Below are 23,097 nucleotides of genomic sequence, written 5' to 3'. Positions count from 1 at the left end.
CGTCAGCCGGCCTTGCGATTCTCGCGGGCCGGCTCGGCATTGGCGGCCTCGTTGGCGGCCGGCATCTCATGCGTCTGGGTCTCGGCCTCGGACATGATCTGGCGCATGTCACGCAGGAAGGCGGTGCCCTTCAGGGTGCGCTGCACGATCACGCTGCGGCGGTCCATCGGATCCACCTTGCGGCGGGCCAGGTCGAGTTCGCCGAGGCGGTCGAGCGCCCGGGTGATCGCCGGCTTCGAGACATTGAGCTCGGCCGCCAGACCACGGACCGTGTGCGGGCCGTCCGTCAGGTAGACCGTCAGAAACACGCCGAGCTGACGCGCCGAAAGATCGGGGCCGTCGCGCCGGACCAGGGCGACAACCGTGTCCCGCAGAATGCCGACCAACTGGTCGGGGTTGCTCTGTACCGCCATTGCTCCAATCCCCTTGCCCATCATGGGCCTTTGAACACTGCCGGCGAGGAGGCCGTAACCTGCCGAACCGGAGCAGACACTCGAAGAAGCACTACGAATTCGATAACGCTTTCCCGCTCATGTATCAGAGCGGATGAACCTTGAAAGTTTCCCCATCATCTCGTTTTCGTTACCGGCCCAGCCCCCTTTGCATGGCCGAACAGAGCCGAGATCCCGCCTGCCAAGGCTCGTAAAGCCTGAGCTTCCCCCCCTTCCGGCCGTCCGGGGCGGTTTGCGTCGTTCCATCCGTAGAGGTCCAGATGGACCCAGCGGATGCCCTTTGGCACGAAACGCTGCAGAAACAATGCAGCAACGATGGCCCCGGCCATTGGCCGCGATGAGACGTTACTGATGTCCGCTATCGTACTGTCGAGCCATGAATCGTAAACAGCGTGCAAAGGCATCCGCCACAACGGATCGTGTGCGGATAGCCCTGCAGCCAGTAGCGTTTCCGCGAGCGCATCATCCGCGGTGAAGAGAGCCGGCAGATCAGGCCCCAGCGCGGCCCGCGCGGCGCCCGTCAGCGTCGCGCAATCGACCAGCAGGTCTGGCTCCCGCTCAGCCGCGAAGGCCAGCAGGTCGGCCAGCACCAGCCGCCCCTCGGCATCCGTGTTGCCGACCTCGACGCTGATGCCGGCACGGGTGCGCAGCACGTCCATCGGCCGGAAGGCGGTGCCGGAGACGGCGTTCTCCACCGCGCCGACCAGCACCAGCAGCCGCACCGGCAGGCGGGCGCGCATCACCATCTCGGCGACGCCCAGCACCACGGCGGCGCCGCCCATATCCTTCTTCATCCGCAGCATGCCGCTCGGTGGCTTCAGGTCGAGCCCGCCGGTGTCGAAGCAGACGCCCTTGCCGCAAAGCGCCACCAGCGGCGCGCCCGGCTCGCCCCATTCCAGCATGGCGACTCGGGGCGACCTTGGGCTGCCCTCGCCGACCGCGGCGAGGGCGGGGAAGCCTTCGGCCAGCGCGGGGCCCTCGACGATGGTGCAGGCCGCGCCATGCGCCCCCGCCAGGGACTGCACCGCCTCGGCAAGCTCCGCCGGGCCGAGCAGGTTGGCCGGCATGTTGATGAGGTCCCGCACCCGGATGCTTGCCTCGGCGGTGGCGATGGCGCCCTCCGTCCCGTCAGGCGGCACCAGCCGGGCCGGCGCCCGCTTCGGCGCCTTGAACCGGCTGAAGCGATAGGCGCCGAGGCACCAGCCGAGCACGGCCTCCTCGGCCATGCCCGCCGGCTCCGCCAGCCTCCAGGTGCTTCCGGCCGGCAGGGCCTGGGCAAGCCCGCCGAAGGACCAAGGCGTCACCGGCCCGTCGCCCAGGCCGAGCACTGCGCCTGCGATCCCGCCCTCGCCGGGCAGCAGGACCACCTCCTGCGCCCGGGCAGCGAAGCCCGAGGCCCGGAGGAAACCACTCGCCGCCGTTGGCAACCGCTCGAGCAATGCGCCGAGCCCGGATGGCCCAACGCAATGCAACAGCATCGCATTCACATCTGGCACTGCGAGGCAGTCCTGCATCGATCAGCGGCTCTCCCGAGGGGGGGCGACACGTCTGGCGCGAAATCCTGCAACCCCGGCGTGTAGCCCGGCGCTAAGGTGCCCCGCTTATCGAGCCATGTCCAGTAAGTCGCGACAGGTGAGTAACGACATTGGTTTCGACCGGTCAAGGTTGCGTCGCAAGCGCCGCCAGCTGCGCGCGAATGACGTCCGGCGGGCAGGGCGCCTCGGCCGGCACCAGCGCCGCCCAGTCGGCGACGCCCGGCAGCCGGCCGGGGTTGCGCCGGATCAGCTCGGTCTTGAGGAAAGGGTAGCCGAGGCACCGGATCAGCGCCGCCCAGAGATGATGCGTCGGGTTGAGCGGCTGCTCCGCCAGCAGGGCCGCGCGCTCCTCCGGCGCCATCGCCTCCAGCCCACGCAGCAGCGGGTGCGAGGCGGCCAGCAGCGCCCGCTCCGCCGGATCGGCCAGCACGGCGCCGACCAGCCGCCGGTAGCCGAACAGCGCCGCGACGCGATGGCCGCGCCCGCGCATCCAGCGGGCGAAGCGCAGCTCCCCGCGCTGTACGACCAGCCATTTCGAATGGCTGATCCGCATCATGCCGAGGAAATGCTGCAGGTCGGCCACCGCCGCCTCGCCGCGCGAGAGCAGGAAATAGCTCTGCAGATGCGGCCCGCCCTGGATGCTCTCGGTCATCCCGAACACCCCGGCACCGCCCGCGCGCATCGCCGCCAGCACCGGCCCGAGTGGGCGAATCGGCCCCAGCACGCTGTCATTCGCCAGCAGCACCTCCTCGGCGGCCGGCCAGCGCCGCGCTGCCTCCGGCGCCAGGTCGCGCCAGGCACCGAAATCGAGGCCGAAATTCCGCCGCTGCGCCACCAGCGCCGCCCGCGCCCGCACCGCCTGCCAGTCCGCCTCCGGCACCGCGGCGGCCATGGTGACGAAGACCACGGCGAAGCCCTCCGCTGCCAGCGCCGCCACCTGCCGCAGCACCATCTCCGAAACCCGGCCGGAGGCAGCGTAGTGGACATAGAGCGCGACGCTCCGCGCCCCCGGCCGCGCATCCTCGCCCGGCTCCAGCCGCAGCAGCGGCGGCGGGCCCGGCCGCCAGCCGCGCCAGGCATCGCGCGGCAGGCTGCGCGCCACCTCGAACCCCACCTCCGCCACCCGCCATGCCAGCCGCCGCCAGGTGCCGGCGGTGCTGTAGCCATGGATGGCGCGGCGGAGACCGGGGGGCTGCTCGCTGAGATCCGTCAGCCGGTAGGGCTCGATGGGCATGAAGTCGGGCAAATCCTGAAGGAGGCGGCACCGGGCCTTGGACGGGCCGTGGCCCGGTGCCAAGAAGGCGCCGTTTCGCACGCTTCGCCTCGAAGGACCACGGAATGCCCCAGCTCCCCCTGCACGCCTTGCGGCGCCTCTGGCGCCGGCTGTGGGGGATGTTGCCGGCCTCGGCCCTGCCGTTCCGCCTCCGTCTCAGCGGCCTGGTGCGGCGGGGGCTGCGGCTGGCCCCCTGGCTGGCTCGCGATATCTTGCACGACCCGGATGACCCGGTGACCTACCGCGCCTGGCTGGCGCGCCACCATCCGCCGCCGGACCGCGCGGCCATCGCCGCCCATATCGCCGCCCTGCCGGCGCGGCCGCTGATCTCGGTCGTGATGCCCGTCTACAACGCCCCGGCGGCGCATCTGCGGGAGGCGATCGAGTCGGTCCGCGCCCAGCTCTATCCGCACTGGGAGCTGTGCATCGCCGACGACGCCTCGCCGGCCCCGCATGTCGCCCGCCTGCTCGCCGAGGCGGCGGCCGGGGACGCGCGCATCCGCTGGGTCCGGCGCGAGCGGAACGGCCATATCTCCGCCGCCACCAACACCGCGCTCGGCCTCGCCGGCGGCGAGTTCGTCGCCCTGATGGACCATGACGACCGGCTGCCGGAGCATGCCCTCTATGCCGTCGCGGCCGAACTCGCCGCCCATCCGGATGCGGTGCTGGTCTATTCCGACGAGGACAAGCTCGATGCCCGGGGCGAGCGCTACGGCCCCTATTTCAAGCCGGATTTCGACCCGGACCTGCTGCTGCAGCAGAACCTCGTCTCCCATCTCGGGGTCTTCCGGCGCGACGTGCTGATGGCGGTCGGCGGCCTGCGCGAAGGGTTCGAGGGCAGCCAGGACCACGACCTCGCCCTCCGTATCGCGGCGGCCTGCGGCCCGGCCCGCATCCGCCACATCCCGCACATCCTCTATCACTGGCGCCAGGCGGCCGGGGCGGAGAGCTTCTCCCAGACCGCGCTCGACCGCTGCGCCCGGGCCAGCCACCGCGCCATCACCGAGGCGCTGGAACAGGGCCGCCAGGGGCAGGCCCCCCTGCCGCGGCTCGAGCCTGCGCTGCCCGGCACCAGCTACTGGCGCTTGGTCTGGCCGCTGCCGGAACCGGCGCCGCTGGTCTCCGTCATCATCCCGACGCGGGATGGCGCGGCGTTGCTGGAGGCCTGCGTCGCCGGCCTGCTCGGCCGCACCGACTATCCGGCGATCGAGGTGCTGATCGTCGACAATGGCAGCACGGCGCCCGAGACCTTCGCCCTGTTCGACCGGCTGCGCGGCGATGGGCGGGTGCGCATCCTGCCCGCGCCCGGCCCCTTCAACTACTCGGCCCTGAACAACCGCGCCGCGGCCGAGGCGCGCGGCAGCGTCCTGCTCCTCCTCAATAATGATGTCGAGGTGATCGGCCCCGGCTGGCTGCGGGAGATGGTCTCGCAGCTGCTGCGGCCGGGGGTGGGCGCGGTCGGGGCCCGGCTGCTCTATGCCGATGGAAGGCTGCAGCATGGCGGGGTCGTGGTCGGCCAGGGCAGCGTCGCCGGCCATTACCTGCCGCTGGCGGAACGCGACGCCACCGGCCATGTCGGCTCGCTGATCCTGGCGCGGGAGGTCTCGGCCGCGACCGCCGCCTGCCTTGCCGTGCGGCGGGAGGCCTTCGCGGCGGTCGGCGGGCTGGACGAGGCGGCCCTGCCCGTCGCCTTCAACGACATCGATCTCTGCCTGCGCCTGGGCGAGGCCGGCTGGCGCCTGCTCTGGACGCCCTTCGCCGAACTCTACCACCGCGAATCGGCGACGCGGGGCGAGGACGTCACCCTTGCGAAGGCCCGGCGCTTCGCCGGCGAAATCGGCCACATGCAGCAGCGCTGGGGCGCGCGGCTGCACCGCGACCCTTTCGCCAACCCCAATCTCGACTTCAGCCGCCCGATGCCGGTGCTGGCGGCCAGCCCGCCCCGCTTCAGCCCCTGGATGGGCTGAATTCGCCACCCGTCGCCGCGAGCCACTCGGCGACGGCGGCGACCGAGGGCAGCACCAGCGTCCCGGCCGGCGCCCGCGCCGCCTCCGCCGCATCCACCGTCGCCAGGATGCGGGTGCCGATGCCGGCGGCGAGCGCCGCCTGCATGTCGCTCGCCTTGTCCCCCAGCATGAGCGAGGTGCCGAGCGCGATCCCATGCGCCGCCGCCGCGTCGAGCAGCATCCCGGGCCCCGGCTTCCGCCGCGCCGAGTCGCGCCGGTAGGGGCCGAGCCCGTGCCCGGGATGGTCGGGGCAGAATTCCACCGCGTGCAGCGGCGCGCCCTGACGGGCGAACTCATCGCCCATCCACCGCATCAGCCGGTGGAAATCGGCCTCGTCATAGAAGCCCCGGCCGATGCCCGACTGGTTGGTGGCAACCACCAGCAGCAGGTCCCGCGCCACCGCCAGCCGGGCGAGGGCGAAGATGCCGGGGACGAACTCGACCTGCTCCGGCCGGTGCACGTAGCCATGGTCGACATTGATGATGCCGTCGCGGTCGAGGAACAGCGCGCGGCGCATGGTCAGGCGGCGGCGGGCGCGCCGAGAACCTCGTCGACGGTGCCGTCCTGCGCGATGCGGCCGGAATCCAGCCGGATGACGCGGGTGCACCACTCGCGGACGATGCTCATGTCATGGCTGGCGAGGACGAGGATCTCCGCCTTGCTGACCAGGGCCTCGAGCTTGGCCCGGGCGCGCTGCATGAATTCGGCGTCGCCGGCGAGGAACCACTCGTCCATCAGCAGCACCTCCGGGTCCATGACCGTCGCCATGGCGAAGGAGAGGCGGACCGCCATGCCGGCCGAATAGGTCCGCACCGGCACGTCGAGAAATTCGGCGAGACCGGAGAATTCGCCCACCTCCTCGGCCAGCGTGCTGCTCTCGGCCTCGCTCAGCCCGCGGAACAGGCCGCGCAGCACGATGTTCTCGCGGCCCGTGGCATTGGGGTCCATCCCGGCGCTCGGGTCGATCAGCGCGCCGATGGAGCCGGCGACCTCGAGCCGGCCGGCGACGGGCTCGTAGACCCCGGCCAGCGTCCGCAGCAGGGTGGTCTTGCCCGCGCCGTTATGGCCGATGAGGGCGACCCGCTCGCCCGGCTGGATGCGGAAGCTGAGGTCGCGCAGCGCCGAGACCACGATGCGGCTGGCCTCGTCCTGGCGCAGCCGCAGCGGCGAATTGGCGAGGATGCGCTTCTTCAGGGAGCGGGCGCCCAGATGGTAGAGCGGGAACTCGATGGTCACCGCCTCGGCATGGATATGGGGCATCGGAGGTCAGACCCAGAAGGCGATGCGGCCGCGGAAGCGGATGAAGAAGGCCAGCGCGATGCCGGCCATCGCCGCGGTGTAGACCACCGCCGCCACCCAGACGGTGGCCGAGGCGCCGCCCTCGACCAGCGGCCCCCGCACCGTCTCCATCACCGCATAGAAGGGGTTGAGTGGCAGCCAGGCGGCGCGGGAGGGCTCCAGCAACTCCGGCTTCCAGATCACCGGCGAGAGGAAGAAGGCGAGCTGCATCACGCTGCCGACGATCGGCGGGATGTCGCGGAAGCGGGCGCAGAGCATGCCGAGGAACAGCGCCAGGGCGCAGGCATTGATCCCGAGCAGCGCAAGCCCCGGCAGGGCCTGCCAGGCCTCCCAGCCCGGCCAGGCCCCGGTGGCGAGGAAGACCGCCAGGATGATCGGCAGGTTATGGGCGGCGATGACCGCGTTGCGCCAGACGCAGCGCAGCACATGCACCGTATAGGGCAGGGGCAGCTGGCGGATGATGCCCTCGGCGCTGGTCAGGCTGGTGCAGGCATCGGTGACGATGGCGTTGATGGTGTTCCAGACGATCAGGCTGACCGCGATGAAGGGCAGGTACTCCGCCAGCGACATCTTGAAGAGCGAGGAGTAGAGCAGGCCGAGGCCGCCCACCATCGCCGCCGTCGACAGCGTCAGCCAGAAGGGGCCGAGCACCGAGCCGCGGTAGCGGTTGCGGATGTCGAGCGAGGCGAGCGCCACCGACAGGCGCACGCGCCGGAGGCCCGTGGCGATGTCGCCGAGCGCCGCCGCGATGCGCCGCGGGCGGCTGGCATCAAACACATACAGGGCCCCGGGCTGCGGCCCGGATATGGCGGATCCATCTGGCATGGTGGGGCCTATAGACCGGATATCCCGCCCACCGCCAGCACGACACCCGCTCAGTCGCCCTTTGAAACAAGCAAGCCCCGGCTTGTGCACAGTATTGCGATGGCAAAGCGGTCTTGCCTGCGGGCCGGACGAACGTGTAGGGCTAGTTTTCCAGGACGCTAGTCGTCCGCCAGGTCTTCGGGGCAAGCCTGGGGTCCATGCCGTGGGGACGGCAGGGGTCCGTGGGGGGCAGGCTTCGGGTACCCGGTGGTCCCAGACCCGGTGGAGCGAATGGGGATGCCCAAGGGGAACAGGACATCGCGCGGGATCGGCTGCGGCGAGGCAGGGCGCATGATGCGCCTGGCCCGGCCGGCCCTGACCCTCTCGATGTTGGCCATGCTGGCCGCATGCGGTCAGCAACAGACGACGACCAAGCCGACGACCGGCCATGTGGCGGTCACGCATGGCAGTTACAACCGCCCTTCGACCTATAATCCGCCCGGCCCGCCGGGCGACCCGTGGGGGCCCTATATCCGCCAGGCCGCGCGGCGCTTCGACGTGCCGGAGCGCTGGATCCGCGAGGTGATGCGCCAGGAATCCGGCGGCCGCACCGGTGCCACCAGCCCGGTCGGCGCCATGGGGCTGATGCAGGTCATGCCCGGCACCTATCGCGAATTGCAGGCGCGCTACGGGCTCGGCGACGACCCGTACCACCCCTATGACAGCGTCATGGCCGGCACCGCCTATATCCGGGAGATGTACGACCTCTACGGCTCGCCCGCCTTTCTCGCCGCCTATAATGCAGGGCCGCGGCGGCTCGAGGACTATCTCTGGAACAGCAAGGGCCTGCCGGCCGAGACGCGCAACTACGTCGCCCGCATCGGCCCCAACATCGTTGCCCATCACCCGAGCCGCCGCGTGGCGCCGGAGATTTACGCCGCGGCCGAGATCCCGCTCCACATCCCGGCCGGCCCGCGCCGCATGGACCAGGCGACGATGCTGGCGCTGCGCGAGCAGCGGCAGTCGGTCGATCCGGGCGTGCAGCTGGCGCGGCTGCCCTCCGGCCCGGTCGTCCGGATGGAGCCGATCCCGGATGGCAGCACCTATGCGCAGGCGCCTGCGCCGGCGCCCGTCCAGCTCGCCTCGCTCGACAACAGCGCGGTCGTCCGGATGGAGCCCATTCCGGACGGTTCGACCGCCGAGGGCGCGGCCCGGCTGGCGGAGTCCGAGTCGCGCGCCGCGGCGGCGGAGCCGTTCCCGATACAGGCCGCCCTGCCGGCCCCGCCCAGCGCGCCGCGTGAGATGATGGCGGCGCCCATGCCGCGCCCGCCGGCCACGGCGCCGCAGCGCCCGGCTTTCCTCGCCGCGGCCAATGCCGCCCCGGCGCCCCGGGCCGCGGCGCCCAGCGCGCCCCCGCCAAACCAGCCGATGCTGGTCCGCGGCTTCGGCGGCCTGGTATCGACGGCGAATGCCAGCCCGCTGCCGGTCTCGCTCCGGCCTGGCGCCATCCGCCCGGCACCGGTACCCGGCGCCTGGGCCGTGCAGGTCGGCGCCTTCGCCAGCGAGAACCTGGCCCGCAGCGCTGCCAATGCGGCCCGCGAAACCGGCGGCGGCCGCGCCCAGGTGCAGCCTGTTGCGTCCGGGCGCAACAAGCTCTACCGCGCCCGCGTCACCGGCCTGTCCCAGTCCTCGGCGCAGGCGGTCTGCGAGCGCCTGCGGCGCAACGGCGCCTGCATGGTGCTCTCGCCCGATGCCCAGAGCTGACGCGCAGGGCTGACGCCGGAGATGAAGTGAAACCCGGCCGGCCTGGCCGGGTTGACCGCGTTGGCCCTGACGGCCGGAGGCTCCGGCCGCCCGGCTTTGGGAGGTCACGCATGCCAAGCCCCGATCCCGAATTCCTCTCCCTCCTGGCCACCGGGCTGCCGCCCGGCGACGGCCCCGACGACGACGACGACGACGACGACGACGACGAGGATGACGAGGACGAATTCGACGAGGACGAGGACGAGGAAGACGAGGACGAATTCGACGACGAGGATGACGAGGACCTCGACGACGAGGACGACGAGGATGACGACGAATTCGACGAGGATGACGACGAGGCCTGACCGCCGCTGACCGGCCCCCCTTGCCGTTCCCGCCTGCCTCGCTCAGGCTGCGGGCAACTCGGTACCAAGGGGGAAAGTTCGGGAATGTCTGCAGCTGTCGCCGCGCCGTCGGCGCTTTCGGGCTTCGCCTCCCTCGATCCCCTGGTGCGGCCCCGCTCCGTCGCCCTGATCGGTGCCTCGGACGAGCCGGCCCGCATCGGCGGCCGGCCCATCGCCTATATGAAGGAGCGTGGCTTCGCCGGCGCGATCTACCCGGTGAACCCGAAGCGCACGACCGTCCAGGGCCTGCCCGCCTTCGCCTCCATCGCCGACCTGCCCGAGGCGCCCGACGTCGCCATCATCGCCGTGCCCTCGGCGCTGGCCATCCCGGCGCTCGAGGAGCTCGGCGCCAAGGGCTGCCGCGCCGTCATCTGCTTCACCGCCGGCTTTGCCGAGATGGACGAGAAGGGCGCCGTGGAGCAGCAGCGGATGACCGAGGTCGCCCGCCGGCACGGCATCCGCCTGCTCGGGCCCAACTGCCTCGGCGTCTTCAACGACGCCATCCGCTTCTACGGCACCTTCACCGCGAGCTTCGAGAAGGGCTGGCCCATCCCCGGGCGCATCGGCATCGCCTCGCAGTCCGGGGCCTACGGCACGCATATCTTCTCGGCGGCGCTCGACCGCGGCATCGGCACCCAGGTCTGCATCACCACGGGCAACGAGGCCGAGGTCTCGCTCGGCGATGCGCTGGGCTGGATGGCCCAGGCGCCCGAGGTGGACGTGATCTGCGCCTATGCCGAGGGCATCCGCGACCGCGACCAGTTCCTCGCCGCACTCGACCTGGCGCGGCGCAACCGCAAGCCGATCGTGATGATGAAGGTCGGCCGCAGCCAACTCGGCGGCGCCGCAGCCCAGTCCCACACCGCCTCCATCGCCGGCGACGACGCGGTGACCCAGGCGGTGCTCGACGAGTTCGGCGTGGTCCGGGCGCGGACGACGGAGGAGATGCTCGACATCGCCTATGCCGCGACGCGCCGCATCTACCCGGCCCGCAACACCCTCGGCGTGCTGACCGTCTCGGGCGGCGCCGGCGTGCTGATCTCGGACGCCGCCGAGGCCGCCGGCCTGCCCATGCCGCCCATGCCGGAGGAGGCGCAGGCCAGGCTCCGCGCCCTCATCCCCTTCTGCGCCCCGCGCAACCCGGTCGACTGCACCGCCCAGGTGACCAACGACCTGAAGCTCATTTCCACCTTCGCCGAGAGTGTCGCCGTCGATGGCGGCTACGCCTCCATCCTCTCCTTCTGGTCGCAGACCGCCGCCGGCCGCAGCCTCGGGCCCAAGCTGCACCAGGAGATGCGCGCCGTCCGCGAGGCCCACCCGGACCGGCTCTGGGTGATGTCCATGCTCGCGCCCAACAAGGTGCGGGACTACGAGGCGGATGGCTGGCTCTGCTTCGAGGACCCGTCGCGCGCCGTCGTCGCCATCGAGGCGATGGGCCGCTTCGGCGCCGCCTTCGCCAAGGCCGAGGCCTCCTCGCCCGAGATCCCGCTGCCCCAAGTCGAGCTGCCCGCCACCACGCCGAGCGAGGCGGTGGCCAAGTCGCTGCTCGCCGGCGCCGGCATCCCCGCCGTCCCCGAGCATGCGGCGCCCGACAGCGAGGCCGCCGTCGCCGCGGCCGAGAGCATCGGCTACCCGGTGGTGCTGAAGATCCTCAGCCCCGACATCATCCACAAGAGCGAGATGGGCGGCGTGCTGCTCGACATCGCCGATGCCGGCCAGGTGCGCCAGGGCTTCGCCACCCTGCTCGACCGCGCCCGCCACCACGCCCCGGCGGCGCGGATCGAGGGCGTGCTGGTAGCGAAGCAGATCAAGGGAGCCGTCGAGATGGCGCTCGGCGTCTTCCGCGACCCGGTCTTCGGCCCGGTGGCGATGGTCGGCCTCGGCGGCATCTTCATCGAGGTGCTGAAGGACGTCGCCTTCCGCCGCTGCCCCTTCGACACAACGGAGGCGGAGCGGCTGATCCGCTCGCTGCGCGGCTTCCCGCTGCTGGACGGCGCACGCGGCCGGCCGAAGGCGGATGTCGCGGCGCTCGCGGGGGCGCTCTCGGCCCTCTCCGCCTTCGCCGTCGCCGCCGGGCCGCGCCTCGCGGGGGTGGATGTGAACCCGATGCTGGTCCTGCCGGCGGGGCAGGGCTGCTACGCCGCCGATGCGGTCATCGAGCTTCAAGGGGGGAGCCACTGAGATGCCAATCAACTACGACCAGCTGATGAACTACCCCATCCCGGAGGTCCGCCAGACCCTCCGCTGGCAGGATGTCGCGCTCTATAATTTCTCCATCGGCCTCGGGCAGGACCCGATGGACGAGCAGCAGCTCGACTTCGTCTATGAGTCGCGGCTGAAGGTGATGCCCTCCATGCCGGTGGTGCTCGCCTCCCCCGGCTTCTGGGCCCGCAATGCGGATACCGGCCTTGTCTGGCAGCAGATCCTGCATGGCGAGCAGGGCCTTATCCTGCACAAGCCGCTGCCGACCGAGGGCGAGCTGATCGGCCGCTCCCGCATCACCGGCATCGTCGATCGCGGCGAGGGCAAGGGCGCCCTGATGTATTCCGAGCGCGAGATCCTGGATGGGAAGACGGGCGAGCGGCTCGCCACCACCACCTCCACCAGCTTCCTCCGTGGCAATGGCGGCTTCGGCGGCCCGTCCGGCCCGGTGAAGCAGCCGCATCCGGAGCCCCAGAGGGCGCCCGACATCACCCTCGACATGACGACGCGACCGGAGCAGGCGCTGGTCTACCGCCTCAACGCCGACCTCAACCCTCTGCATATCGACCCGGAGGTGGCGAAGCAGGCCGGCTTCCCCCGGCCGATCCTGCATGGGCTCTGCACCTTCGGCACGGTCTGCCACGCCCTGCTGCGGGCGATGTGCGGCTACGACACCACGAAATTCGGCGCGATGGACCTGCGCTTCTCCTCGCCCGTCTTCCCCGGCGAGACCATCCGCACCGAGATCTGGCAGGAGGAGGGTGGCGCCGCCTTCCGCGCCCGCGTGGTGGAGCGGGACAAGCAGGTGATCAGCAACGGGCGCTTCCGCTTCGCCGCATGATGGGGGCATGGGAAGGCGGGCCGGTGGTGGTCTTCGATACCGAGACCACGGGCTGCACCAATGGCGACCGGGTGGTCTCGCTCGGCGCCGTCCGGCTGGATGCGGCGCTGGAGCCGGAGGCGACGCTGCACCTCGCCTTCGCCCCCGGCATGCCCTGCCATTGGGGCGCGATCCGCGTGCATGGCATGTCGGATGCCTTCCTCGCCGCCCACCCGCCCTTCGCCGAGCACGCCGCGGAGGTCGCCGGTTTCTTCGGCGGTGCCGCCGGCTGCGCCCATAACCTCGCCTTCGACCGCCGCATGCTGGGCGGCGAGTTCGAGCGGCTGGGCCTGCCACGGCCCTGGGCGGGCGAGTTCTGCACCATGCGCGGCTGGCGGCGGGCCTTCCCCGGCCATCGCGCCGGCCTCGCCCAGGCCAGTGAGACCTGCGGCCTCGGGCGCGAAGGCAGCCTGCACGGCGCGCTGGAGGATGCCTGGCTGGCGGTGCAGCTGCTGCGCCACCTGCACGGGCTGGCGCCGGTGCCGATGCGGCTGCACGGCATCACCAACAGCCCCTGCCTGGACGCCCTGGCCGCGGAATGAGCCGCCACCGGGGGCTGGACCGCCGGCCCCGGTGGCGGTAGTCCAATCCACCCCCGGGAGGGACAGGGATGATCAACAAGATCGTGCAGTCGGTGGCCGAAGCTCTGGCCGGCGTGAAGGATGGCTCCACCGTGCTGATCGGTGGCTTCGGCAGCGTCGGCCAGCCCGATGTGCTGATCGAGGGCCTGATCGAGCAGGGCGCGAAGGACCTCACCATCGTGCTGAACAATGCCGGCTCGGGCCGCATCGGCGTGGCCAAGCTGATGGACCAGGGCCAGGTGCGGAAGATCATCTGCTCCTTCCCGCGCAGCAAGGACCCGGTGGTGTTCGAGACCCTCTACCGCGAGGGCAAGATCGAGCTGGAACTGGTCCCGCAGGGGACGCTCGCCGAGCGCATCCGCGCCGCCGGCGCCGGCATCCCCGCCTTCTTCACCGCGACGGCGGCCGGCACCCTGCTGGCCCGCGGCAAGGAGAGCCGGGAGTTCGACGGCAAGACCTACGTCATGGAACGCGCCCTCAAGGCCGATCTCGCCCTGGTCGAGGCCTGGGAGGCGGATCGCTGGGGCAACCTCGTCTATCGGGGCTCGGGGGCCAATTTCAACCCGATCATGGCCATGGCCGCCGAGCTGACCGTCGCCCAGGTGCAGCACATCCGCGAGCTTGGCGAGCTGCATCCGCATATGATCGGCACGCCCGGCGTCTATGTGAACCGCGTGGTCCAGGTGGACCGCGGCGGCGACTGGCTGAAGCCCGAGCAGGTCTGAGGAGGAAGCGATGCCCTTCAACCGCGACCAGATGGCCGCCCGCCTTGCCGATGACGTGCCGGAAGGCTGGTGCGTCAACCTCGGCATCGGCATGCCGACCATGGTGGCCAACCATGTCCCGCCGACGCGGGAGGTGATCTTCCAGTCGGAGAACGGCGTCATCGGCATGGGCCCGGCGCCGAAGGAGGGCCAGGAGGATCCCTGGCTCATCAATGCCGGCAAGCAGCTCATTACCCTCGCCAAGGGTGCGAGCTTCGTCGGCCATGCCGACAGCTTCGCCATGATCCGCGGCGGGCATATCGACCTCTGCGTCCTCGGCGGCTTCGAGGTGGCGGAGAACGGCGACCTCGCCAACTGGGCGACCAGCGAGAACGACACCGCGCCCGCCGTTGGCGGCGCCATGGACCTCGCGGCCGGTGCGAAGCGCCTCTGGGTCATCATGGAGCACACGACGAAGGACGGCCGTCCGAAGATCGTCGAGCGCTGCGGCTACCCGCTGACCGGCCTCGCCTGCGTCAACAGGGTCTACACCAACCTCGCCGTGCTCGACGTGGTGGAAGGAAAGGGCTTCGTAGTGCGCGACCTGGCGCCGGGCGTGACGCTCGAGGAGGTGCAGGCCAAGACCGGCGCCACGCTGCACACCCAATGAGCGCGGCGCTCAGCGGCGAGGACCGCGCCGAATCCATCCGCATGATCCGGGACAGCGCCGCCGCGGTGGCGCCCCCAGGTGGCGACATGAAGCGCGTGCGCGACCTCCGCTTCCAGACCCCAGGGTTCGACCCGGCGGTGCTGCGGCAGATGGGCGAGATGGGCTGGATCGGCCTCCGCCTGCCGGAAGCCGCCGGCGGCGCCGGCCTCGGCCTCGGCGAGGCCTGCGCGCTGGCCGAGGAGCTGGGTGCCGCCCTGGTGCCGGAGCCGCTGATCCCGGCGATGCTCACTGGCTCGCTGCTCGCCGCCGTCGGCGCCGGCCCGCTGGATCGGGTGCTCTCCGGCGAGGCGCTGGTGCTGACCGCCTGGCAGGAGCGGCCCGATACGCTCGATGTGCCCGGCAGCCCCGATGCGCCCCGCCGCTTCCTGCCCATGGCGGCCGGCGCCGCCTCCTTCCTGCTGCCGGTCCGCGAGGGCGGCCGCATCGCCCTCTACGAGCAGCAGGCCGGCGCCGGGCTGACGACCGAGCAGACCCAGGATGGCGGCCATCTCGGCACGCTGGAGCCCAGCCTCGCCACGGCCACCCGCATCGCCGACGACATCGGCGAGGCGCTGTCGCTCGCCCTCGACGAGGCCGCGCTGCTGACCAGCGCCTACCTCCTCGGCGGCATGGACCGCGCCTTCGCCATGACGCTCGACTACCTGAAGACGCGCCAGCAATTCGGCAGGATCATCGGCACCTTCCAGGCCCTGCAGCACAAGGCCGCCGATGTGCGGATGCAGATCGCGCTGACCCGCGCCAGCATCGAGGCCGCGGCCGCGACGCTCGATGACGGCGCCACCGGCGATGCCCGCCGCGCCGTCATCTCCCGCGCCAAGGCCCGCGCCGCCGCCTCCTCCATGCTGGTGACGCGCGAATGCATCCAGCTCCATGGCGGCATCGGCTACACCGACCAGTACGATGTCGGCCTCTATTTGCGGAAGGCGATGGTGATGGCCAACCTCTACGGCAGCGCCGCGCTCCACCGCCGCCGCTTCATGGCCGTGAGCCCGGAGGTCGAGGAATGAGCGAGCCCATCATGCGGGTCGTCTCGGAGCGCGAGGGCGGCGTCCTCGTCCTGACGCTCGACCAGCCGGCGCGGCGCAACGCGCTCGCCATGCCGCTCCGCGTGCAGATGATCGAGGCGCTGCGCGCCGCCCAGGGCGACAAGGCGACCCGCGCCATCGTCGTCACCGGCGCCGGCGGGCATTTCTGCTCGGGTGGCGACATTTCCGGCATGGACGTGAACTCGGCCATGGAAGGGCGCGAGCGCATGCGCCTCTCGCATGAGCTGATCCGGCTGATGGTGCTCGGCAGCGTCCCCGTCGTCGCCGCCATCGAGGGCTATTGCGTCGGCGCCGGCCTCTCCATCGCCTGCGCCTCCGACACCGTCGTCGCTGCCGAGGACGCCCGTCTCGCCGCTGGCTTCGGCAAGATCGGGCTGATGGCCGATCTCGGCCTCCCCCACACCCTGCCGCTGCGGGTAGGGCAGGGGAAGGCCCGCCAGATCCTGCTCTACCACAACCAGATGACGGCGACCGAGGCCGAGCGCATCGGCCTCGTCGATCATGTCGTGCCCAAGGGCCATGCCCTTGCCACCGCCATGGAGCGGGCCCGCTTCCTCGCCGAGCAGGCGCCGGCGCCGATGGCGCTGACCAAGCAGATGCTGGGCGAGGGCCTCGACCGCGCGCTGGAGCAGGAACGCCACTTCCAGTCGACGCTGTTCCTCACCAAGGATTTCGCCGAAGGCCGCGCTGCCTTCCTCGGCAAGCGCACGCCCGCCTTCAAGGGAGACTGAGCCGATGGACGCCATCCGCATCCCCGCCCCGGCCGAGCTCGACGCGCTCGAGGACGAGCATTTCCGCCAGGTGGTCCGCGCCTTCCTGCACGAGAACTACCCCGACGACCTGCGCAACCCGCCGAAGCGCCTCCATTGGGACGAGAACCGCCCCTGGTACATGAAGCTCGCCGAGCGCGGCTGGCTCTGCCCGGGCTGGCCGAAGGAGCATGGCGGCCTCGGCCTCTCGCCCGCCAAGCAGATCATCCTCACCGAGGAGTATGAGCGCTACGGCGTCGCCCGCACCAACGACCATGGCATCGTCATGCTCGGCCCGCTGGTCATCAAGTACGGCACGGAGGAGCAGAAGGGGCGCTTCCTGCCGAAGATCCTGACCGGCGAGCATATCTGGTGCCAGGGCTACTCCGAGCCCAATGCCGGCTCCGACCTCGCCGCGCTGCGCACCGAGGCGGTGCTCGACGGCGACGAGTATGTCGTCAACGGCCAGAAGATCTGGACCACCCTGGCGACCGACGCCAACTGGATCTTCCTCCTCGTCCGCACCGACAAGCAGGCGAAGAAGCAGGAGGGCATCTCCTTCCTCCTCGTCGACATGAAGACGCCCGGCATCACCGTCCGGCCGATCATCAACCTCGAGATGCATGACGAGTTCTGCGAGGTCTTCTTCGACAATGTCCGCGTGCCGAAGGAGAACCTGGTCGGCCAGCTCAACAAGGGCTGGGACATGGCGAAGGCGCTGCTGGGCTTCGAGCGCATCTTCCTCGGCTCCCCGCGCCAGTCCGGCTATGCCCTCTCGCGCCTCAAGATCCTCGCCGAGCGCATGGGCGTCTGGGAGGATGCCGAGTTCCAGGACCGCTACGCCCGCCTCCGCCTCGAATTCGAGGACCTGAAGGCGCTCTACGGCACCTTCGTCGAGAAGCTGAAGCGCGGCGAGAGCCTCGGCGCGGATGTCTCCATGCTGAAGATCCTCCAGACCGAGCTGTTCCAGGCCATCACCGACACCATGCTCGAGATCGCCGGCGAGAATGCCGGCCTGCTGGAGCCGATGGAGGGCAACCGCGACCTCAATATCGGCGGCCTCTTCATCCAGGCCCGGCCGGCCACGATCTATGGCGGCTCGAACGAGATCCAGCGCAACATCCTGGCGAAGAACGTGCTCGGCCTGCCCGGCTAGAGCAAACTCCGATCAGGTGGAATCACCTGATCGGAGTAATTTGCTCGACCAAACAATGAGCTGGAGCATGATCCACGATCATGCTCCAGGCTTGGAAAGCCGGATCGTTTCAACTAGAGACATGGCGGTCCAGATGACAGGATCGCCATGTCCGCGCCCCTCGATCGCCGCCCGCTGCCCCTGCTGCCCGCCCTTGTCTTCGGCTCCCGCTGGCTGCAGCTGCCGCTCTACCTGGGCCTGATCGTCGCCCAGGTCGTCTACGTCCTGCTCTTCATGAAGGAGCTGTGGCACCTGGTCAGCCACGCCCACAGCTTCGGTGAGCAGGACATCATGCTGATCGTCCTCGGCCTGATCGACGTGGTGATGATCTCCAACCTGCTCATCATGGTGATCGTCGGCGGCTACGAGACCTTCGTCTCCCGCCTCAACCTGGAGGGCCACCCGGACGAGCCGGAATGGCTCAGCCACGTCAATGCCGGGGTGCTGAAGATCAAGCTGGCGATGGCGATCATCGGCATCTCCTCCATCCACCTGCTGCGCACCTTCATCGCCGCCAGCAATCTGGGCACGGAGCGCAGCACGACGACGGAGGCCGGCATCATGTGGCAGGCCATCATCCATGCATTGTTCATCCTCTCGGCGATCGGCATCGCCGCCGTGGAACGGCTGTCGCATATGACGGCCGCCCGGGAGCATCACTGAACCTCGCCGGCGGGATCCGGGCCGAACCGGGTGCCTCAAAGCCCGAAAGGAAAGGTCTCCGCCCCACCGCCCGCCGGCACCGGGGCCAGCGGCGTCACCGCGCTGGTCTCGGCGAACCAGAGGAAGGCGTCGAACTGGTCGGGCAGCACGGCATTGAAGTAGTGGCTGCGCCGCTCCGTCTCCGGCCGGTAGATCACGCCGATCGCCCGCTCCAGCCGGGGCTCGTGCAGCGCCTCGCGCAGGGCGGTAGCGCGGAGGTCGAGCAGGGCCCGCGCCGGCAGCCCGGCCTCGCGCAGCAGCGCCTCATGGCTGCCGGCCAGGGCGGGGCGCACGGCCTTCACCCGCATCGGCCCGCCCCAGTCATCCGCGGCGGCAACCGTGCCGCGATCCGTGCCGAAGCCGATCAGCGCCGCCTCCGTGCCGAAGGCGGTGCGGCAGAGCTCGCCGATATTGAACTCGCCCTGCCAGCCCATCTCGGTCGCGGCCGCATTGCCGATATGGCTGTTATGCGCCCAGACCACGGCCTTCGCCCCCGGCCCGCCATGGTCGAGCAGCGCGCGCAGCGTCTCGAACATGTGCCGGTCGCGCAGATTCCAGCTTTCCGTGCCGCTGCGGTACATCAGCCGGTAGTACTGCTCGGCTGACCGCACCACCCGGGCATTCTGCCGGGCATCGAACAGCGCCTCCGGATCGTCGCGGCCGAGCCGTTCCTCCAGCAGCGCGTTGAGCTGGGCGAGGACCGCCGCCTCGCAGGGGTCGCGGTCGCTGAAGAGCACAGCGCGGCCATAATCCTCCGGCTCCGCCTGCCAGGGGCTGAGGCAGCCATAGCGCCGTCGCGCCGCTCGCGCCGCCTCCGGGTCGTGCTGGTCGAGATAGGCCAGCACCCCCTCGATCGAGCCACTCAGCGAGTAGATGTCGAGCCCACGGAAGGCCACGCGGCCTTCGGGCGGCAGGGCGGCGTTGTGGGCGCGAAGCCAGGTGGCGAAGTCCCGCATCTCGGCATTGCGCCACATCCAGCTGGGGAAGCGGGCGAAGGGCGCACCATCGGCCGGTGGGCCGGGCCGGTCCCGCACCCAGCGGTCGAGCTGCGCCGCATCCGGCCAATCCGCTTCGACCGCGACGATGGTGAAGCCATGCCGCTCGATCAGGCGGCGAGTGATGGCGGCGCGGGCGCGGTAGAACTCACTGCTGCCATGCGTCGCCTCGCCCAGCAGCACCACGCGCGCCGCCGCGAAGCGGTCGATGCAGGCGCCGAAGCCGGCATCCTCGATCGGCGGCAGGGGCTCCGCCGCCGCGGCCAGGGCGGAGGTTTCGGTCTCCGCCATGGCGCTCAGGGTTCCTGGTTGCTGCGGCCGCTGGCGCCGCCGGTCACGCCGCCCGCGCCGCCGGCCCCGCCACCGCCCATGGCACCGTCATTGGTGGTGTCAGGGTCCCAGTCGGGCGGTCCGCCCTCGGCGAAGCTTGGCACGTGGCCCTTCACCGTCTCGGTCGCCGGCTTGACGGTCTCGTCCGGCACCTTCTTGCCTTCGTCCTGCGCCATCTTGTCCCCTCTGGCCGTGTTCATTCAGGTGAACAGGCGAAGGGCCCGCCCGGTTCAGGGCGGGAGGCGCAACATACGGGCGGTTATTGCACCTCGCGCCAGGCGCTCTTCAGGTCGCCGAGGAAGCGGGCATATTCCCGCGCCTTGCTCTCCGGGTCCGGCAGGCGGAGCAGGTAGGAGGGATGGACGGTCGGGAAGACCGGCAGCCCGTCCTCGCTCTTCACCACCTCGCCCCGCACCTTGGTGATGGCGAGCGGCTTCCCCGTCAGCGCGCGCAGCGCCGTGGCGCCGAGCGAGACCACCAGCCGTGGCCCGACGATCTCGATCTCCCTGCGCAGGAAGGGCCGGTAATGGGCGATGTCACCCGCATCCGGGCTCTGGTGCAGGCGACGGCGCCCCGTCGGCTTGAATTTGAAATGCTTCACTGCGTTGGTGACATAGGCCTCGGCACGGGGGATCCCCGCCTCCTCAAGCGCCCGGTTGAACATCCGCCCGGCCGGCCCGACGAAGGGGCGGCCGGCGATATCCTCCTCATCCCCCGGCTGCTCGCCGACGAACAGGAGCGCAGCGCCGATCGGCCCCTCGCCGAACACCGCCTGGGTGGCGTGCTCGGCCAGCGGCCCGCGATCGGCCAGAACCTCGGCGCGGAGGGCGGCGAGGGCGGCGGTGGGGTCCTGGGTGAACAGATCGGCTGGCATGGGCGCCTCAACGTCCGCCGCCAGCACCCGTTGCCGCCGCGGGGCCGGTGGCGTCGCCCCGCGCGCCACCATCTCGGCGACGCGGCGCGGGGCTTCCGCCATGAGGCGGGGGATGTCCCGCGCCTCGGGCAGGTTGCGCCAGTACCGCACCGGCATCTCCGCCCGCATGGCAGCGGGCTTGAGGCGGGCGGGGTTGAAGATGCTGGCGAAATAGGCCCGCCAGAGATCCTCCTTCGCATCCTCGGCCGGCGCATCGGTGCGGCGCCCGCCAGGGCCGATGCGCAATTCCTCGCCATCCCAATGGGCACTCGCCTCCGGCGTGAGGATGGACCAGCGCATCCCGGCGAAGCGGCGGATGAAGAAGCCCGCCTCGGCTTCCAGGATGTGGTGCTCCGGCTCGAACCAGGCGACGAAGCGGGGGCCGTCCTCGCCGGCCAATTCGCGGAAGCGGACGAAGGCGTGCATCTTGTGGGCATCCCGCCGCACCGCCTTGGCCATGGCATGGGCGCGGAGGACATCCGGGTCCACCGCCACCTGCATCAGCCCGGCCTCGCCCCCGGCGATCCGCCAGAGGATGCGGTAGAGCAGGGCGAAGCGCTCCGGGTCGCGGTGGCGGATCGCCACCTCCGCCAGCTCCGGGAAGGCCCGCGGCACGGTGATGCCGTCCCGCCGCGGCGATGGCGCCGGCGCCGCCTCATCGGCGAAGAGGCCGGCCGATTCGCCCCGGAGATGCCAGGCGACACGCTCCGGCGGCACCTCGGCCGCCAGCAGCCGCCGCGCCTCGGCCCGCCAGGCCTCGAAATCGGCCGGGCCAGGGAGGGCGATGCCGATCACAGCAGGGCCAGCTGCACCGGCCGGGCCGCCCGGGCGAAGCCGGTCCGCGGCGCCACCAGCGCCCGCAGGTCGAGCTGGTCCGTCACCCGGGGCCGGTGGTCCTCGGTGACGAGGAAGGGCAGCAGCTTCGCCAGCGGCAGCCGCAGCCGCGCCAGGTCCTCGCTGCGGATGCTCCGGTGCCGCCGCGCTGTCAGCAGCCGATCGACCGTCTTCGCGCCGAGGCCGGGGACGCGCAGCAGCCGGTCCCGCGGCGCCCGGTTCACATCCACCGGGAATTCACCCCGGTGCCGCAGCGCCCAGGCGAGCTTCGGGTCGATGCCGAGGTCGAGCATGCCGCCCTCGCCACCCGCCATGATCTCCTCGAGGGTGAAGCCGTAGAAGCGCAGCAGCCAGTCCGCCTGATACAGCCGGTGCTCCCGCACCAGCGGCGGGGCCACCGGCGGCAGCAGGCGCGAGGCATCGGGGATCGGCGAATAGGCCGAGAAATAGACCCGCTTCAGCCCGTAGCTGCCGTAGAGGTTGGCCGTAGTCCCGAGCACCGCCCGGTCATCCGAGGCATCGGCGCCGACGATCATCTGGGTGCTCTGCCCGGCCGGGGCGAAGCGCGGCGCCGGCGCCCGGCGCTCGGTCTTCCGCGCCTCCTTCGCCTCCTCGATGCGCAGCCGCATGCGGCCCATCGCGCGGCGGATCTCGGACAGATCCTTCTCCGGGGCGAGCGCCTTCAGCGCCCCCTCCTGCGGCAGCTCGATATTGATGGAGAGCCGGTCGGCATGCCGCCCCGCCTCGGCCAGCAGCTCGGGCGAGGCATCGGGGATGGTCTTCAGGTGGATGTAGCCGCGGAAGCCATGCTCCTCCCGCAGGATGCGCGCGACATCGACCAGCCGCTCCATCGTGTAGTCGGGCGAGCGGATGATGCCGGAGGAGAGGAACAGCCCCTCGATGTAATTCCGCCGGTAGAAGTCGAGGGTCAAATCGACCAGCTCCCGCACCGTGAAGCGGGCGCGGGGGACGTTGCTGGTCGCGCGGTTGATGCAGTAGGCGCAGTCATAGATGCAGGCATTGGTCAGCAGCACCTTGAGCAGCGAGATGCAGCGACCGTCCGGCGCATAGGCATGGCAGATGCCCATGCCCTCCGTGCTGCCGAGGCCACCCTCCCGGCTGTCCCGCTTCTCGCTGCCGGAGGAAGCGCAGGAGGCGTCATACTTCGCCGCATCGGCGAGAATCTCGAGCTTGCGGCGCAATTCCATGGCGAATCTCCCGTTCGATATATGTTCCGGAATTGCTGCGTCGCAAGCGCCGAATGAACCTTTCCGGGTCCGCGCGGTTAAACCGCCGATGATGCACGCCCTCCGCCCCGCCCTGCTCGTCCTCGTCCTGCTCGGCGCCCCCGCGGGCTTCCATCCCGCCATGGCCCAGCCGGCCGCCTTCCTCACCCCGGACCAGCTCGCCACCGTGCTCCGCGCCCGCGGCTTCAGCGACCTCGAGGGGGTGGAGCGGGAGGACGATACCTTCCGCATCGCCCGCGCCATGCGCTATGGCGAGCGGGTCGAGAATCTCCGCATCGACGCCGCGACCGGCCTGCCGCGCGAGCAGCCGCCGCTGACCGAGAACCAGGCCCGCGAGCTGCTCCGCGCCCGTGGCTTCAACGAGGTGACGGAGCTCGGCCGCGAGGGGGATGCCATCCGCCTCCGTGGCGTGCGGGAGGGCACCCCCAGCGAATTGACCGTCGATGCGCGGACCGGGGCGGTGCGGCAATAGC

General features: G+C 71.0%; 23 protein-coding genes. 13 read left to right on the top strand and 10 right to left on the bottom strand.

Going from position 1 to position 23,097, the window contains the following annotated elements; translation table 11 throughout:
• Nucleotides 1-2: 2 nt before the first annotated feature.
• The 3 genes from BLR02_RS17050 to BLR02_RS17040 form a co-directional block, all read right to left on the bottom strand.
• Nucleotides 3-413, bottom strand: a complete 411-nt coding sequence (locus tag BLR02_RS17050) for a MarR family transcriptional regulator (RefSeq protein ID WP_090561138.1) — start codon at nucleotides 411-413, stop codon at nucleotides 3-5.
• A 155-nt stretch (nucleotides 414-568) separates the two neighbouring features.
• Nucleotides 569-1,966, bottom strand: a complete 1,398-nt coding sequence (locus BLR02_RS17045; protein WP_090664030.1) for a leucyl aminopeptidase family protein — start codon at nucleotides 1,964-1,966, stop codon at nucleotides 569-571.
• Between the two features lie 145 nt (nucleotides 1,967-2,111).
• A complete protein-coding gene (locus BLR02_RS17040; protein ID WP_090664029.1) occupies nucleotides 2,112-3,221 on the bottom strand; it encodes a rhamnan synthesis F family protein in 1,110 nt (369 codons plus the stop codon).
• Nucleotides 3,222-3,325: 104 nt separating this feature from the next.
• On the opposite strand from BLR02_RS17040, the gene BLR02_RS17035 reads away from it, so the two are divergent.
• On the top strand, nucleotides 3,326-5,227 hold the full coding sequence (locus tag BLR02_RS17035) for a glycosyltransferase family 2 protein (RefSeq protein ID WP_090664028.1): 1,902 nt from the start codon (nucleotides 3,326-3,328) through the stop codon (nucleotides 5,225-5,227).
• On the opposite strand, the gene BLR02_RS17030 is transcribed toward BLR02_RS17035, so the two are convergent.
• Genes BLR02_RS17030 through BLR02_RS17020 form a run of 3 tightly spaced genes read right to left on the bottom strand, consistent with a single transcriptional unit; the run spans nucleotide 5,208 to nucleotide 7,342 of the window.
• A complete protein-coding gene (locus tag BLR02_RS17030; protein ID WP_090664027.1) occupies nucleotides 5,208-5,783 on the bottom strand; it encodes a D-glycero-alpha-D-manno-heptose-1,7-bisphosphate 7-phosphatase in 576 nt (191 codons plus the stop codon). The two genes, BLR02_RS17035 and BLR02_RS17030, sit on opposite strands and share 20 nt — an antisense overlap.
• A 2-nt stretch (nucleotides 5,784-5,785) precedes the next feature.
• On the bottom strand, nucleotides 5,786-6,526 hold the full coding sequence (locus BLR02_RS17025) for an ABC transporter ATP-binding protein (protein ID WP_090664026.1): 741 nt from the start codon (nucleotides 6,524-6,526) through the stop codon (nucleotides 5,786-5,788).
• Nucleotides 6,527-6,532: 6 nt separating this feature from the next.
• Entirely contained in the window at nucleotides 6,533-7,342 is an 810-nt protein-coding gene (locus BLR02_RS17020) for an ABC transporter permease (RefSeq protein ID WP_245704829.1), read from the bottom strand.
• A 378-nt stretch (nucleotides 7,343-7,720) separates the two neighbouring features.
• On the opposite strand from BLR02_RS17020, the gene BLR02_RS17015 reads away from it, so the two are divergent.
• The 11 genes from BLR02_RS17015 to BLR02_RS16965 all read left to right on the top strand — a co-directional run bounded on the left by BLR02_RS17015 (nucleotide 7,721) and on the right by BLR02_RS16965 (nucleotide 18,266).
• Nucleotides 7,721-9,133, top strand: coding sequence for a lytic transglycosylase domain-containing protein (locus BLR02_RS17015; protein ID WP_090664024.1), 1,413 nt, complete (start codon nucleotides 7,721-7,723; stop codon nucleotides 9,131-9,133).
• A gap of 110 nt (nucleotides 9,134-9,243) precedes the next feature.
• Nucleotides 9,244-9,477 (top strand): hypothetical protein, encoded by a 234-nt coding sequence (locus BLR02_RS17010; protein WP_090664023.1) that lies wholly within the window; start codon nucleotides 9,244-9,246, stop codon nucleotides 9,475-9,477.
• A gap of 84 nt (nucleotides 9,478-9,561) precedes the next feature.
• The gene (locus BLR02_RS17005) at nucleotides 9,562-11,697 is read left to right on the top strand and encodes an acetate--CoA ligase family protein (RefSeq protein WP_090664022.1); all 2,136 of its coding nucleotides are present in this window, start codon (nucleotides 9,562-9,564) and stop codon (nucleotides 11,695-11,697) included.
• Nucleotide 11,698: 1 nt separating this feature from the next.
• Entirely contained in the window at nucleotides 11,699-12,559 is an 861-nt protein-coding gene (locus BLR02_RS17000) for a MaoC family dehydratase (RefSeq protein ID WP_090561147.1), read from the top strand.
• A complete protein-coding gene (locus BLR02_RS16995; protein ID WP_218127977.1) occupies nucleotides 12,559-13,140 on the top strand; it encodes a 3'-5' exonuclease in 582 nt (193 codons plus the stop codon). The genes BLR02_RS17000 and BLR02_RS16995 overlap by 1 nt, the downstream gene beginning before the upstream one ends.
• 68 nt (nucleotides 13,141-13,208) lie before the next feature.
• Nucleotides 13,209-13,904 (top strand): 3-oxoacid CoA-transferase subunit A, encoded by a 696-nt coding sequence (locus BLR02_RS16990; protein ID WP_090664020.1) that lies wholly within the window; start codon nucleotides 13,209-13,211, stop codon nucleotides 13,902-13,904.
• Nucleotides 13,905-13,914: 10 nt separating this feature from the next.
• On the top strand, nucleotides 13,915-14,553 hold the full coding sequence (locus BLR02_RS16985) for a 3-oxoacid CoA-transferase subunit B (RefSeq protein ID WP_043340922.1): 639 nt from the start codon (nucleotides 13,915-13,917) through the stop codon (nucleotides 14,551-14,553).
• On the top strand, nucleotides 14,550-15,620 hold the full coding sequence (locus BLR02_RS16980) for an acyl-CoA dehydrogenase (RefSeq protein ID WP_090664019.1): 1,071 nt from the start codon (nucleotides 14,550-14,552) through the stop codon (nucleotides 15,618-15,620). The genes BLR02_RS16985 and BLR02_RS16980 overlap by 4 nt, the downstream gene beginning before the upstream one ends.
• On the top strand, nucleotides 15,617-16,390 hold the full coding sequence (locus BLR02_RS16975) for an enoyl-CoA hydratase/isomerase family protein (RefSeq protein WP_090664018.1): 774 nt from the start codon (nucleotides 15,617-15,619) through the stop codon (nucleotides 16,388-16,390). The genes BLR02_RS16980 and BLR02_RS16975 overlap by 4 nt, the downstream gene beginning before the upstream one ends.
• Nucleotides 16,391-16,394: 4 nt before the next feature.
• Nucleotides 16,395-17,564, top strand: a complete 1,170-nt coding sequence (locus BLR02_RS16970) for an acyl-CoA dehydrogenase family protein (RefSeq protein WP_090664017.1) — start codon at nucleotides 16,395-16,397, stop codon at nucleotides 17,562-17,564.
• 147 nt (nucleotides 17,565-17,711) lie between these two features.
• Nucleotides 17,712-18,266, top strand: a complete 555-nt coding sequence (locus BLR02_RS16965) for a TIGR00645 family protein (RefSeq protein ID WP_090664016.1) — start codon at nucleotides 17,712-17,714, stop codon at nucleotides 18,264-18,266.
• Nucleotides 18,267-18,301: 35 nt separating this feature from the next.
• On the opposite strand, the gene BLR02_RS16960 is transcribed toward BLR02_RS16965, so the two are convergent.
• The 4 genes from BLR02_RS16960 to BLR02_RS16945 form a co-directional block, all read right to left on the bottom strand.
• Entirely contained in the window at nucleotides 18,302-19,591 is a 1,290-nt protein-coding gene (locus tag BLR02_RS16960; protein WP_090664015.1) for an erythromycin esterase family protein, read from the bottom strand.
• A 5-nt stretch (nucleotides 19,592-19,596) separates the two neighbouring features.
• Nucleotides 19,597-19,806 carry a hypothetical protein gene (locus BLR02_RS16955; RefSeq protein ID WP_090561155.1) on the bottom strand — a complete coding sequence of 70 codons (210 nt, stop codon included), beginning with the start codon at nucleotides 19,804-19,806 and terminating at the stop codon, nucleotides 19,597-19,599.
• A gap of 83 nt (nucleotides 19,807-19,889) precedes the next feature.
• Nucleotides 19,890-21,338 (bottom strand): UdgX family uracil-DNA binding protein, encoded by a 1,449-nt coding sequence (locus BLR02_RS16950; protein ID WP_090664014.1) that lies wholly within the window; start codon nucleotides 21,336-21,338, stop codon nucleotides 19,890-19,892.
• Complete coding sequence (locus tag BLR02_RS16945) at nucleotides 21,335-22,585, bottom strand: putative DNA modification/repair radical SAM protein (protein ID WP_090664013.1); 1,251 nt, start codon at nucleotides 22,583-22,585, stop codon at nucleotides 21,335-21,337. The genes BLR02_RS16950 and BLR02_RS16945 overlap by 4 nt, the downstream gene beginning before the upstream one ends.
• Nucleotides 22,586-22,673: 88 nt before the next feature.
• On the opposite strand from BLR02_RS16945, the gene BLR02_RS16940 reads away from it, so the two are divergent.
• The gene (locus BLR02_RS16940) at nucleotides 22,674-23,096 is read left to right on the top strand and encodes a hypothetical protein (RefSeq protein ID WP_090664012.1); all 423 of its coding nucleotides are present in this window, start codon (nucleotides 22,674-22,676) and stop codon (nucleotides 23,094-23,096) included.
• The last annotated feature ends 1 nt before the right edge of the window (nucleotide 23,097 follow it).

It is taken from the genome of Belnapia rosea, from assembly GCF_900101615.1.
In the GTDB taxonomy this organism is placed as follows: Bacteria; Pseudomonadota; Alphaproteobacteria; order Acetobacterales; family Acetobacteraceae; genus Belnapia; species Belnapia rosea.
This window is presented reverse-complemented; position numbering and strand designations above follow the sequence as displayed.